Below are 12,407 nucleotides of genomic sequence, written 5' to 3'. Positions count from 1 at the left end.
CGATCCCGTCGAGAGGAGCCCGGCCATGTCCGCCGATCCGGACAGCGCCACCGCGCCGCGCAACGGTGCCGCCACGCAGAGCGGGGCCGCGCTGCACAGCGACGTCGAGGAGCTCCTCGACGCCCTCGCCGCCGACCGCGGCCGCGAGGCCCTGGTGCACCGCGACCGCAGGATCACCGCGGGCGAGCTCGTGGACTCCGTGCACCGGCTCGCCCACGCCCTCGACGGCCGGGCCGAGCCGGGCCGGGTCGTGGCGCTGCTGGCCGGCAACACGCCCGAGGCGGTCGTCGCGCGGCTCGCGGTGACGCTGCTCGGGGCGGGCATCGCCCAGCCGCACGATGGCCTGTCCGCCGCCGCGCAGGCCCGCATCGTCGACGACGTCGAGGCGCCGCTCGTCCTCGCCGACGCCGACGCCGCGGCGGCCGCCGAGCCCGTCCTCGCGCTGGTCCCCGGCGTCGACGTGCTCTGGCTCGGCCCGCACGGCACCGACACCGACGTGACGGCCGAGGCCGCGACGGCGTCCACCGAGCCGGTCCGGGGCCGCGCCCGGCCGGACGCCATCGAGCAGATCCGGCACACCGGCGGCACCACCGGCCACCCGAAGGGCATCACCTACACCTTCGACCACCACCGTCGCGGTGCCGCGATGCGGCGCGGGACAGGCGGGTTCGGCAGCGGCGACGCCGGCGCGCGCCTGCTCGTCGCCACGCCGGTCGCCCACGTCGGGGGGTCGCTCGCCGACCGCACCCTCACCGACGGCGGCACCGTCGTCCTGCAGGACGGCTTCGAGCCCGGCGCCTACCTCGCCGCCGTCGAGCGGGAGCGCATCACCCACGGCTTCCTGCTGCCGCCGCTGATCTACCGCCTGCTCGACCACCCCGACCTGGACCGGACCGACCTGTCGTCGCTGCGGTCGCTGGTCTACGGCGGTGCCCCCGCCAACCCGCGGCGCATCGCCGAGGCGCTGCGCCGGATCGGCCCGGTGTTCACCCAGTTCTACGGCCAGACCGAGGCCGGCGGGATCAGCGTGCTCACCGCCGAGGAGCACCGGGACCCCGACCTGCTCGGCACCGTCGGGCGGCCGATCCCCACCACCACGATCGCGATCACCGACGCCGACGGCCGCCCCGTCGCCCCGGGCGGGCGCGGTGAGCTGTGGGTGCACACCGGCATGGAGATGGACGGCTACTGGAAGCAGCCGGAGCTGACCGCCGCCACCGTCGTCGACGGGTGGGTGCGGACCGGCGACGTCGCCCGCCAGGACGCCGACGGCTACCTGCACCTGCTCGACCGGGTCAAGGACATGATCGTCGTCGTGGGCGGGCACGTGTACACCTCCGAGCTGGAGGACCTGCTCATGGAGCACCCGGCCGTCCGGCACGCCGCGGTCTTCGGGGTGCCCGACGACGACGGCACCGAGACCGTGCACGCCGCCGTCGTCACCGACTCCCCGGCGCCGAGCCCGGACGAGCTGACCGGCCTGGTCGCCGACCGCGCCGGCGCGATGTACGTGCCGGACACCGTGGAGTTCGTCGAGCGGATCCCGCTGACCGGGATCGGCAAGACCGACAAGAAGCGGCTGCGCGCCGAGCTCGTCGGTCAGCCGCGCTGACGGACCGCCTCGTAGAGCACCACGGCCGCGGCGATCGAGGCGTTGAGCGAGTTGACCCGCCCGCGCATCGGGATGACCACCGTGGCGTCGGCCCGGTCGAGCCACGCGTCGGTCACCCCGGTGGCCTCGGTCCCGATGACCAGCGCGGTCGGCCCGGTCAGGTCGGTGCCGGCGAGCCCGGTCGTCCCGGCCGGGGTGGTGACGAGGGTGGCGATGCCGCGCCGGTCGAGCCAGTCGAGGACCTCGGCGGTGGACGCGGACGCGACCGGCACCGCGAACACCGTCCCCTTCGACGCCCGCACCACGTTGGGGTTGGCGAAGTCGGTGCCACCGCGCTCCGGGGTCGCGATCACCACCGCGTCCACCCCGCACGCCTCGGCGGTGCGCAGCATCGCCCCGACGTTGCCGGGCTTCTCGACACCCTCGGCGACGAGCACGAGCGGGTCCGGGCCGAGGTCCAGCTCGTCGAGCGGGCGGCCGGGGGCCGGGGCGACGGCGAGCCAGCCGTCCGGGGACTCGCGGTAGGCGATCCGGGCGAACACCTCGCGGGTCACCGAGAACACCCGCGCCGACGGCATCCGGGCCAGCAGCGCGTCCGACCGCACGAGGTCCGGCGCCCAGTACACCTCGGTCGGCTCGACGCCGGCGTCGAGCGCGAGCGCCAGCTCGTCGTGCCCCTCGATCACGGTGACGGCCGCCGCGTCGCGGTGGCGGCGGGTGCGCAGCCGGACCAGGTTCTTGACACGCGGGTTGGCGGTACTGGTCAGGTCGGGCACCCGACGAGCCTAGGATGGCGGGGTGTCCGGGGACCGGCCGGGACCGGGTGCCCCGTCCGGGTCTCCGGAGCGGACCGCGAGCCACCCGGCGGTGACCGCGGCCGCGGCGGCGAGCACCGCCAGCGGGGCGGCGAGCGCCGTCGTCGCGACGAATGCGGTGGCCAGCCACGGCGCGGCGAACCCGGAGTAGGCGGCGGTGTAGAACAGCCCGTTCACCGCGCCCCGCCCGGACGCCGGCGCCAGCCGGCCGACGCGGGTGAGCCCGGCGTTGAGGCAGAGCCCGCCGCCCGCGCCGAACAGCACCCCGGCCACCGCGACACCCGCGACCGCGGCCGGTCCGGGCGGCGCGAGCAGCGCGGTGACCGTCGCGGCGGCGGCCCCGAGGGCGCCCAGCCCGGCCCCGGCGGGCCCGGTGCGGCGGCCGAGGCGGTGCGCGAAGGGCTGCACCAGCGTCCCGGTGCCCAGGGTCAGCGCGGCGAGCAGCCCGGTGAACGCGACCGCGCCGGAGATCCCGGGCAGCAGCAGCGGCAGCACGGTCACCGCGACCGACGGGAACGCGTACACGCACACCGCGGTCGGCACGACCACCCGCACGAACACCCGCCGCGCGGCCGGGGTCAGGCCCGGCCGGGGCAGCAGGCCGCGGGACGGCGGCCCGGCCGGGCGGGGCCCCGTCCCGACGGCGGCGAGCACCGCGGCGACCGCCACCACCAGCAGGGCCACGTGCACGAGGTAGGGCAGGGCGAGCGGCAGCGGCCCGGAGGTCGCGAGCAGCCCCGAGGTCAGCGGCCCGAGGCAGAAGCCGGCGGTCTGGGCGACCGACGCCGCCCGCGCGGCCCGCGGCGCGCCGTCCGGCCCGGCGAGGTCCTGCAACCAGGCGCTGCCCACCGAGAACACCGCACCGGACGCCAGCCCCTGCAGGAACCGGGCCGCGAACAGCAGCCACAGCGCCGACGCCCCGCCGAGGAACAGCAGCGACGCCCCGGCGACCCCGGCGGCGACCGGCAGCAGCACGCGCACCCGCCCGAACCGGTCCGACGCCGGCCCGCCCAGCAGCAGCGACGGTGCCAGCCCGAGCGCGTACACCCCGAAGATCGCGGCGAGTGTGCTCGCCGACAGATCGAGCTCGGCCCGGTAGACCAGCAGCAGCGGGGTCGGGACGTTCGTGCCGAAGGCCGTCGCGAACAGCAGCCCGCAGGCCGCGAGCCACGTCCGGTCCCCCCGGCCTCCCTGCCGCACCGTCGCATCCTGCCAGCCGGGGGTTACCTACCGGTAGCCTCCGCAGCGAGGACCGGCGACGAGGACGGAGTGACGCGACATGGGTGAACCGACGGGGATCGCGGTCGAGGTGGCGGACGGGGTCGCGCGGCTGCGCCTGGACCGCCCGGAGGCGGCGAACGCGCTGCACGAGCCGATGTGGTTCGGGTTGCGCGACGCGGTGCGCGAGCTGGACGCCGACCCCGCCGTGCGGGTCGTGGTGATCAGCGGCAACGGGCGGCACTTCTGCTCGGGCATCGACGTGTCGATGCTGGGCGGGCTGCGCGAGACCGCGTCGGACGACTCGACAGGACACGGCGCCGACGCGCTGCGCCGCACCATTCTCGACCTGCAGGAGTGCCTCACCGCGATCGAGCGCTGCCGGAAGCCGGTCGTCGCCGCGATCCAGGGCGTCTGCCTGGGGGCCGGCCTGGACCTGGTCGTCGCCTGCGACCTGCGCTACGCGACCGCCGACGCGTCGTTCGTGCTGAAGGAGGTCGACATGGGCCTGGCCGCCGACGTCGGCGTGCTGCAGCGGCTGCCGCGGATCGTCGGCGAGGGTGTGACCCGCGAGCTGGCCTACACCTGCCGGCCGGTGTCGGGCACCGAGGCGAAGGAGCTGCGCCTGGTCAACGACGTGTACGCCGACGCCGACGCGCTGGAGGCGGGCGTCGCCGAGCTGGCCGCGTCGCTGGCCGCGAAATCGCCGCTGGCCCTGCGCGGCACCAAGCACGCGATCACCTACGCCCGCGACCACTCGGTCGCCGACGGGCTCGACCAGATCGCCACCTGGAACGGCGGCCAGCTGGTCTCGGCCGACCTGACCGAGGCCGTCAGCGCGTTCATGGAGAAGCGCCAGGGCGTCTACCGGGACTGACCCGGCCTACCGTCGCGGGACGACCTCCCCGACGACCGCGTACATCCCTGCGGGTGGCTGCCCGTCCTCGGCCCGCCAGTCGCTGACATCGACCAGGCCCGGTTCCAGCAGCTCCAGCCGGTGTCCGGGCCGGTCGACGAGCAGCCTGCGCAGCAGGGCGCGGTCCCGGGAGCGCGCCGGCTGCGCGGTGTCCCGGGTGAACCGCTCGATGGTGCGCATCCGCTCGGCGGTGTGCGGGTCGTCGACGTCGGTGCTGCCGTGCGACACGACGAGCATGCTGCCGGGCCCGAACGCCGTCACGTAGCGGTCGAACAGGGCCCCGAGCAGGTCGTCGTCGCGGACGAAGTGCAGCACCGACACCGCGAGCACGGCGACCGGCTCGGCCGGGTCGAGCAGGTCCGCCACACCCGGCGCGGCGAGCACGGCCCCGGCGTCGGTGAGGTCGGCGGCGGTGATCGAGGCACCGTCCACACCGGTCAGGATCTGGCGGCTCATCGCGACCGACACCGGCTCGACGTCGACGTAGGCCACGCGCGCCGCGGGGTCGGCCCGGTGGGCGATCTCGTGCACCGGCTCGGCGGTCGGGATGCCGGACCCGAGGTCGAGGAACTGGCGCACCCCGCGGTCCAGGCAGGCCCGCACGGCCCGGCCGAGGAAGGCCCGGTTGGCGAGCGCGACCTCCCGGGTGTCGGGCAGGGCGGCGAGCACACGCTCGGCGAACTCCCGGTCGGTCGCGAAGTTGTGGGCGCCGCCGAGCATGTAGTCGTAGACGCGGGCCGGGTTGGGGAGCGTCAGGTCGATCTCGTCCACCGGGTCGGGCACGGGCTCCGGGGCGGTCATGGGCGTCACCCTCTCGCCGGTGTCTCCCGGGTCGCAAGTCCCGCCAGGACATCGTGCAGCTCCGCCGCGGTGCCGGGGGCGACGCCGGGACGGCCGGCCAGCTCGAGCAGCCGCGCGACCGCGGGCGCCCAGGCCGGCCCGAGCCGGGCGTCGGAGAGCAGCGCGGCGTCGCCGAGGACCTCCGCGGCCGGGCCGCGCCGTACCCGCCCGCGCGCGACGACGGCGACGTCGTCGGCCCAGCGGTGGGCGAGGTCGACGTCGTGTGTGGACAGCACGACCGCGGTCCCGGCGCGCTGCAGGTCCGCCAGCACGACGACGAGCTCCTCCACCCCGGCCGGGTCCAGACCCGCGGTCGGCTCGTCGAGCACCAGCACCCGGGGCCGGACGGCGAGTGCCCCGGCGATCGCGACCCGCTTGCGCTGCCCGAACGACAGCCGGTGCGTCGGCCGGTCGGCGAGGTCGGCGATGCCGACGGCGGACAGCGCGTCGTGCACCCGGGCGTCGACCTCGGTCTCGTCGAGACCGAGGTTGAGCGGGCCGAACGACACGTCCTGCGCGACGTCGGCGGAGAACAGCTGGTCGTCGGGGTCCTGCAGGACGAGCTGGGCGGACTCGCGCAGCCGCACCAGCCCGCGGCGGGTGCGGCGGACCGGCTCGCCGTCGAGCAGGACCTGCCCGGCCGACGGGGCGAGCAGCCCGAGCAGCAGCCGGAACAGGGTGGTCTTGCCGCCGCCGTTGGGGCCGAGCACCGCGAGCCTGCGCCCCGGGTCGACGACGAGGTCCGCCCCGTCGAGCACGACCGGCCCGTCCGGGTAGGCGAAGACCAGCCCGCGGGCCTCCAGGACCGCGGTCACGGGACGACCGCCAGGGCCAGTACGGGCACGGCGACGAGCAGCACCGTGCTCGCCGCGACGAAGGCGGGCGAGACGGTGCGGGCGGGTACCCGGACGCGCAGCGAGCCGTCGTAGCCGCGGGAGGCGAGGCCGGCCTCGAGGCGGCGGGCACGGTCGAAGGCGCGGACGAACACGGCCCCGCCCTGCCCGGCCAGCGACCGGAAGGTGGTCCGCCGCGTCCGGAATCCCATCCGGAGGGACTGGGCCTCCCGGACCGCGGTCAGCGAGTCCAGCAACAGGAACAGCATCCGGTAGACGAGCAGGGTGATCTCCAGGACGGCCGGCGGCACCCACCGCAGCCGGGGCAGGGTGTCGGCGAGCGGCGTCGTCGCGGCGAAGAGGATCAGGCAGGACACCGCCGCCAGCGAGCGTCCGACGAGCGCGGCCGCCCGGGCCGGTCCGCCCGGCGCGAGCGCGAGCCACGGGTCCCCGCCCACGGTCACCAGCAGGGGCAGCGCCCCCACGATCACGAACCCGAGGGGCAGCGCGAGCAGCCGCAACGCGGTCCGCCACGGCACCCGGGCCCCGCCCAGCAGCAGCGCCAGCGCCGCGGTACCGGTCAGCACGGCCCCCGGCCACGGTGGGAGCGCGACGGCGAGCAGCAGCAGCCCCAGGGCGAGGAACGCCTTCTCCCCGGGGTGCCGGGATCGCCAGCGGTTGGCGTGGGCGGTCTCGTCGATCAGCAGCATCAGCTCTGCCGGGCGGCCTTCTCCCGGCTGCGGGTGCGGGCGACGCCGATGCAGTAGCCGAGCACGCCCGCGCCGGCCGCGGCCTGCATCGCGAAGATGCCGGACTCGATCTCGCCCGACGGCGGCTCCCACACCGGGCTGAACCACGGCTGGTAGCCGGTGGCCTCGATGGCCTCGCCCGCCTGGCCGTCGGACCCGGCGTACTCGCCGGGCACGAACAGCACCGGCACCGCGAACAACGCGACGACGGCGACGACCAGCAGGATGTTCACGACGGTCGAGCGGCTCACGCCGACGCCTCCTTCTCCGGGCCCTGCGCGGTCGCGGCCGGGGCGGGGCCGCCGGTGTCGGTGCCCGCGGCCGGGCGCAGCACGCCGAGGCGGCGCAGCTCGTCCGGGGTGATGCGCACGAGCAGCCGCACGACGAGCACGGTCAGCAGCCCCTCGGCCACGGCCAGCGGGATCTGCGTGATCGAGAAGATCGAGGCGAAGGTGACGAACGCTCCGCCGAACCCGGAGGTGGGGTCGGGGAACGCGAGCGCGAGCTGCGCGCTGGTGATCGTGTAGGTACCGAGGTCACCGAGGAAGGCCGCGGCGAACACCGCGGGCCCCAGCGAGCCCCCGATCCTGCGGACCACGACGTAGGCGCCGTAGGCGATCCACGGCCCGGCGATCGCCATCGAGAAGGCGTTGGCGCCGAGCGTGGTGAGCCCGCCGTGGGCGAGCAGGACGGCCTGGAAGAACAGCACCACCGTCCCGAGCAGGGCCATCACCGGTGGTCGGAACAGCACCGCGCCCAGCCCGGTTCCGGTCGGGTGCGACGACGACCCGGTCACCGACGGGATCTTGAGCGCCGAGAGGACGAAGGTGAACGCGCCCGCCGCGGCGAGCAGCAGCGTGGTGTCCGGGTCCTCCCGCACGCGGCGCACCACGGCGCGGGCGCCGTGCACGACGAACGGCGCGGCGACGACGGTCCAGGCCGCCGCGTGCAGCGGCGGCAGATACCCCTCGGCGATGTGCACGGGCGAACGCTACGGCCACGTCGTTCGATCGTGCAAGCCTGAACATCCGGTCAGGTGTGCAGGCTCTGACACACGGCGACGCCCGGACCCGGCCGGGTCCGGGCGTCGCCGGTGGCTGCGGTGTGCCGTCAGAGGCGCAGGCCGTTGGTGTGGTGCACCTCGGCGGGGCGCTCGGCGGTGGCCTTGTGCTCGGCCGCGGCGGCCAGCCGGGCCGCCTCCTGCTCGGCCTCGCGACGTCGGTTCTCCCGCTCGGCGGGCGTGGTCTCGGGCGTACCGACCCCGCTGCCCGGCCGGCCGGCGACGACCTGCTCCTTCGCCAGCCTGCGGGCCTTCTTCTCCGCCTTCGCGGCGGCGTCGCGCTTGGCGACCTTCTCCAGCCGCGCGGCCTTGGCCTTCCGGGCGGCCTTCTTCTCCGCGGCCGCGGCCTTCTCCTGCTCGGCCCGCTCGGCCTTCGCCTGCTTGCGGGCCTTCTTCTCCGCCTTCTCGGCGGTGCGGACGGCCTTCTCGGCGTCCTTCTCCTCCTTGCGGCGAGCCTTCTTCGTGTCGGCCTTCGCGGCCTCGACGGCCTTCCGGCCGCTCTTCCTGTCCTTCTTGCCCTTCTTCGCGTCGGCCTTCTTTCCGGCCTTCGCGTCCTTCGCCGACGGGCCCGGCGTCCCGGCCTCCCGGGCCGGGCCGGCGGCACCGGCCGCGGTCAGCGCGGCCTGCTGCGCCGTCGCGGCGGCCCGCTCCGCCCTGGCGGCCGCCACCTCGGCGCGCCCGGCGGCCGCGGCCGCCGAGCACTCCGCCTGCTTGCCGTCACGCTCGGTGGCGAACGTCTTCTCCTGCACGGCCATACCCGGTTCCTCTCCTGTCGTCGCGACCGGCGGCACGGCGCGGGACCGGTCGGTGGGAGCACCGACCGGCCGTGGAGGCGCGGGTGACGGGTCGCGGGACGACGGTCTCGCTGATGTCTCGGTATGCGCGACACCGTGGCCCGGTGGACGGACGACGGCGTGCGCGGAACACGACAGGGTGCCCCGGGAGGCCGGTGGGGAAACGCGCAGGTGACGGCGAGGTGATCCGGACCGGTCCGGTTGCCCCGGTCGGACCGCCACGGCCACCCGGTCGTCGTAGCGGGCGGGCGTCAGCCGGCCTCGGGGACCCCGTCGTGGTGGGTCTGCTCGTCGGCGAGGTGTCCGCGCAGGGTCACCAGGGTCCGGGCGAGCAGCCGCGACACGTGCATCTGCGACAACCCGACCTGGGCGGCGATCTGGGTCTGGGTCTGGTTGCCGAAGAACCGCAGCATGAGGATGGTCCGCTCCCGCTCGGGGAGCTTGCGCAGGGCGGGACGCAGCGACTCGCGGGCCTCGACCGCGTCCATCCCGGCGTCGATGCCCCCGACGATCTCGCCGAGGGGGTTGTCGGTGTCGCCGACGAGCTGGTCGAGCGAGTCCGACCGGTAGGAGTCCTGGGCCTGCAGCCCCTCGATGACCTCCTCGCGGCTGATGCCGAGGTGCTCGGCGAGCTCGGAGGCCCTGGGGGCACGGCCGTGCTGCGAGGCCAGCTCCTCCTGGGCGCGGGTCATGCGGCTCTGGATGTCCTTGAGCCGCCGCGGCACGCGCATCGACCAGGTGCGGTCACGGAAGTACCGGCGGATCTCCCCGGTGATCGTGGGGACCGCGTAGGCGAGGAACGGGGTGCCCTGGCCCGGGTCGAACCGGTCCAGCGCGTTGATCAGCCCGATCGTGCCGACCTGCTCCAGGTCCTCGACGGGCTCGCCGCGGTGCCGGTAGCGCCCGGCGATGTGCCGGACCACCGGGTGGAAGCCCCTCGCCAGCTCCGAGCGCAGCCGCTCCCGCTCCGGGTCGTCGGGTCCGGCGGCGGCGAAGGCGTGCAGGGGCGCGCGGAGGTGGGCGTACTCGTCGGGACGGGCGTCCGCGGTCTCGTGGGCGTTCCCGGCGGCCTCGTCCACGGGGTGCCCGGGACCGGTGTGCACGGTCCCGACGTGCCCGCTCGTGCCGTCCACCGGGTCCCCCACCGTGTCGTCGGCCCGCGACGCCTCGGCTCCCTCGGCGTCCGTGCTCGGCTCAGCCATGCCGTCTCCGCGGCCGGCGATGATCGACTGTCATCACCGACCGACGGTAGGCCCGGTGGCGCGGGCCCGCATGTCGAACGTCGCGTGACCTGGTCGACTGTCGATCGACGGTCACTCCGATGAGTTGCACGGCGACCTGGTGGGTACTGCTCTCCCATGTCCCCGACTCTGCGTGTCGAGCTGCCCGTCGAACCCGGGTCGGCAGGCCGCTCCCGCCGGGAGACCGGGAGGTGGCTCGCGTCGCTGTGTGGGACCGACGAACAGTGCCCGACCGTGCAGGATCTCGTCCTCGCGGTGAACGAGGCCGTCTCCAACTGCATCGAGCACGCCTACGGGGTCACCGGCCCGGGCGGGGACGCGACGGTCCTGCTGCGCGGTGACGCCGAGGGGTACCGGGTGCGGATGGAGGTCAGCGACCGCGGGCGCTGGCGCGACCCGCCCACCGACCCCGGACACCGCGGACGGGGCATCGGGATGATCGAGGCGGTCGCGGAGGACGTACGGGTGGTGCCGGGTCCCGACGGGACCACGGTCTCGTTCCGGGGCCGGATCGGCCGCTGTCCGGGGCTCTGCGTCCCGGCGTCCTGACCCGTCCCCGCGCCCGGGGACCCCAGCAACGACAGGGTCGCCGCACCCCACGCCCGAGGGCGGGTGACGGCGACCGGTTCTCATCGGGTCCGATCCGGCTGCGGACCGGGCGTGGTGGTGCGGTGGTCAGTCCCGCATGGAGGCGGACGGGTCGTCGGACCGGTGTCCGCGGTGTCCCGCCCGGGCGACCGGGGTGTAGCGCCCGTCGTGGCGGGCCTGCTCGCTCTCGGGGTGGGGCCAGGTCGTGTTCGCGTGCTGCGTGCTGCTCTCACTCATGGACACAGAGTGCCCACCGGACGTTCCGGGCAAGCGGAGCGCAGGAGTCGGCTCGGTAACACCTGCGCCCCGCCCGGGTGAAGTCGTCCGCCGGTCAGCCCGTCTTCGTGAGGCTCTTGATCGAGGACAGGATGTCCTGCACGCGCTCCTTGGCGTCGCCGAACAGCATCTGGGTGTTGTCACGGAAGAACAGCGGGTTCTGCACGCCCGCGTAGCCGGTGGCCATCGACCGCTTGAACACGATCACGTCCTTGGCGTCCCACACCCGCAGCACCGGCATCCCGGCGATCGGCGAGCCCGGGTCCTCCGACGCGGCCGGGTTGACCGTGTCGTTGGCGCCGATCACCAGCACGACGTCGGTCTCGGCGAGGTCGTCGTTGATCTCGTCCATCTCCAGGACGATGTCGTAGGGCACCTGGGCCTCGGCGAGGAGCACGTTCATGTGCCCGGGGAGCCGCCCCGCGACCGGGTGGACGCCGAAGCGCACGTTCACGCCGGCGTCGCGCAGTGAGCGGGTCAGCTCCGCCACCGGGTACTGGGCCTGGGCGACCGCCATCCCGTAGCCGGGGGTGATCACGACGCTCTCGGCGTTCGCGAGCAGCTCGGCGACGCCGTCGGCGTCGACCTCGCGGTGCTCACCCTCCACCGCGGCGGCCGCCGAGGAGGTGGCGCCGAAGCCACCGGCGATGACCGAGACGAACGACCGGTTCATCGCCTTGCACATGATGTAGGACAGGTAGGCACCGGAGGACCCGACGAGCGCGCCGGTGATGATCAGCAGGTCGTTGCCGAGCAGGAAGCCCGCCGCCGCGGCGGCCCAGCCGGAGTACGAGTTCAGCATCGACACCACGACCGGCATGTCACCGCCGCCGATCGAGGCGACCAGGTGCAGGCCGAGCAGCAGCGCCAGCACCGTGAGCACGGCCAGGATCCACATCTGCGGCGAGAGGACGAAGACGACCGTCAGCACCGCGAACGCCACGAGCGCGCCGAGGTTGAGGACGTTCTTGCCGGGCAGCATCAGCGGCGCCGACTTGATCTTCGCCGACAGCTTCAGGTAGGCGACCACCGAGCCGGTGAAGGTCACCGCGCCGATGAAGACGCCGACGGCGACCTCGGCGTGGTGGATGCCCAGCAGCGAGCCCTCGAGCTGCAGGTGACCGGACTCGACCTCGAGGAAGCCGTTCCAGCCGACCAGCACCGCGGCGAGGCCGACGAAGCTGTGCATGAGCGCGATGAGCTCGGGCATCCCCGTCATCTCGACGACGCGGGCCCGCCAGAGCCCGATCGCCCCGCCGACGACGACGGCGACCAGCAGCAGGGCGACGCCCAGCCCGGACGCCTGGCCGAGCGCGACGACGGCCGTGGCGACCAGCGCGATCGTCATGCCGGCGATGCCGAACAGCACACCGGAGCGCGATGTCTCGTGCCTCGACAGCCCCGCGAGGCTGATCACGAACAGGATCGCGGCGATCAGGTACGCCGCAGTGGTCCACGTCTGCAC

14 protein-coding genes are annotated in these 12,407 nt (G+C 75.0%); 3 read left to right on the top strand and 11 right to left on the bottom strand.

Going from position 1 to position 12,407, the window contains the following annotated elements:
* The first annotated feature begins 25 nt into the window (after positions 1 to 25).
* The gene (locus MTO91_RS05665) at positions 26 to 1,612 is read left to right on the top strand and encodes an AMP-binding protein (protein WP_476653966.1); all 1,587 of its coding nucleotides are present in this window, start codon (positions 26 to 28) and stop codon (positions 1,610 to 1,612) included.
* On the opposite strand, the gene MTO91_RS05660 is transcribed toward MTO91_RS05665, so the two are convergent.
* Both MTO91_RS05660 and MTO91_RS05655 read right to left on the bottom strand, forming a co-directional pair.
* Entirely contained in the window at positions 1,600 to 2,388 is a 789-nt protein-coding gene (locus MTO91_RS05660) for a TrmH family RNA methyltransferase (protein WP_161152886.1), read from the bottom strand. The genes MTO91_RS05665 and MTO91_RS05660 overlap by 13 nt on opposite strands.
* Before the next feature lie 9 nt (positions 2,389 to 2,397).
* A complete protein-coding gene (locus MTO91_RS05655; RefSeq protein ID WP_476653965.1) occupies positions 2,398 to 3,627 on the bottom strand; it encodes an MFS transporter in 1,230 nt (409 codons plus the stop codon).
* A gap of 79 nt (positions 3,628 to 3,706) precedes the next feature.
* Between MTO91_RS05655 and MTO91_RS05650 the strand changes: the two genes are divergently transcribed.
* The gene (locus tag MTO91_RS05650) at positions 3,707 to 4,522 is read left to right on the top strand and encodes a crotonase/enoyl-CoA hydratase family protein (RefSeq protein ID WP_357459264.1); all 816 of its coding nucleotides are present in this window, start codon (positions 3,707 to 3,709) and stop codon (positions 4,520 to 4,522) included.
* A 6-nt stretch (positions 4,523 to 4,528) separates the two neighbouring features.
* Here MTO91_RS05650 and MTO91_RS05645 read toward each other — a convergent pair whose 3' ends face one another.
* The 7 genes from MTO91_RS05645 to MTO91_RS05615 all read right to left on the bottom strand — a co-directional run bounded on the left by MTO91_RS05645 (position 4,529) and on the right by MTO91_RS05615 (position 10,039).
* Positions 4,529 to 5,362, bottom strand: a complete 834-nt coding sequence (locus MTO91_RS05645; RefSeq protein WP_476653964.1) for an SAM-dependent methyltransferase — start codon at positions 5,360 to 5,362, stop codon at positions 4,529 to 4,531.
* A 5-nt stretch (positions 5,363 to 5,367) separates the two neighbouring features.
* Entirely contained in the window at positions 5,368 to 6,216 is an 849-nt protein-coding gene (locus MTO91_RS05640) for an energy-coupling factor ABC transporter ATP-binding protein (protein ID WP_476653963.1), read from the bottom strand.
* The gene (gene cbiQ, locus MTO91_RS05635; protein ID WP_251785570.1) at positions 6,213 to 6,944 is read right to left on the bottom strand and encodes a cobalt ECF transporter T component CbiQ; all 732 of its coding nucleotides are present in this window, start codon (positions 6,942 to 6,944) and stop codon (positions 6,213 to 6,215) included. Before cbiQ ends, MTO91_RS05640 begins: the two co-directional genes overlap by 4 nt.
* The gene (locus MTO91_RS05630) at positions 6,944 to 7,234 is read right to left on the bottom strand and encodes an energy-coupling factor ABC transporter substrate-binding protein (RefSeq protein ID WP_062400669.1); all 291 of its coding nucleotides are present in this window, start codon (positions 7,232 to 7,234) and stop codon (positions 6,944 to 6,946) included. The genes cbiQ and MTO91_RS05630 overlap by 1 nt, the downstream gene beginning before the upstream one ends.
* Positions 7,231 to 7,965 carry an energy-coupling factor ABC transporter permease gene (locus tag MTO91_RS05625; RefSeq protein ID WP_100879784.1) on the bottom strand — a complete coding sequence of 245 codons (735 nt, stop codon included), beginning with the start codon at positions 7,963 to 7,965 and terminating at the stop codon, positions 7,231 to 7,233. The genes MTO91_RS05630 and MTO91_RS05625 overlap by 4 nt, the downstream gene beginning before the upstream one ends.
* A 128-nt stretch (positions 7,966 to 8,093) precedes the next feature.
* Complete coding sequence (locus MTO91_RS05620) at positions 8,094 to 8,798, bottom strand: hypothetical protein (protein WP_476653962.1); 705 nt, start codon at positions 8,796 to 8,798, stop codon at positions 8,094 to 8,096.
* Between the two features lie 290 nt (positions 8,799 to 9,088).
* Positions 9,089 to 10,039 (bottom strand): RNA polymerase sigma factor SigF, encoded by a 951-nt coding sequence (locus tag MTO91_RS05615; protein WP_476653961.1) that lies wholly within the window; start codon positions 10,037 to 10,039, stop codon positions 9,089 to 9,091.
* Between the two features lie 156 nt (positions 10,040 to 10,195).
* On the opposite strand from MTO91_RS05615, the gene MTO91_RS05610 reads away from it, so the two are divergent.
* Positions 10,196 to 10,627 (top strand): ATP-binding protein, encoded by a 432-nt coding sequence (locus MTO91_RS05610; protein ID WP_476653960.1) that lies wholly within the window; start codon positions 10,196 to 10,198, stop codon positions 10,625 to 10,627.
* A gap of 126 nt (positions 10,628 to 10,753) precedes the next feature.
* Here the strand turns inward: MTO91_RS05610 and MTO91_RS05605 are convergent, their stop codons facing one another.
* Both MTO91_RS05605 and pntB read right to left on the bottom strand, forming a co-directional pair.
* Positions 10,754 to 10,903: a hypothetical protein gene (locus MTO91_RS05605; RefSeq protein WP_161151901.1), complete on the bottom strand. Its 150-nt coding sequence runs from the start codon at positions 10,901 to 10,903 to the stop codon at positions 10,754 to 10,756.
* Positions 10,904 to 10,997: 94 nt separating this feature from the next.
* The gene (gene pntB / locus MTO91_RS05600; RefSeq protein ID WP_208819884.1) at positions 10,998 to 12,407 is read right to left on the bottom strand and encodes a Re/Si-specific NAD(P)(+) transhydrogenase subunit beta; all 1,410 of its coding nucleotides are present in this window, start codon (positions 12,405 to 12,407) and stop codon (positions 10,998 to 11,000) included.

This window comes from Pseudonocardia sp. 2-7 (genome assembly GCF_056341085.1).
The sequence above is the reverse complement of the archived record's forward strand: the minus strand, read 5'-3'. Positions and strand labels throughout refer to the sequence as shown.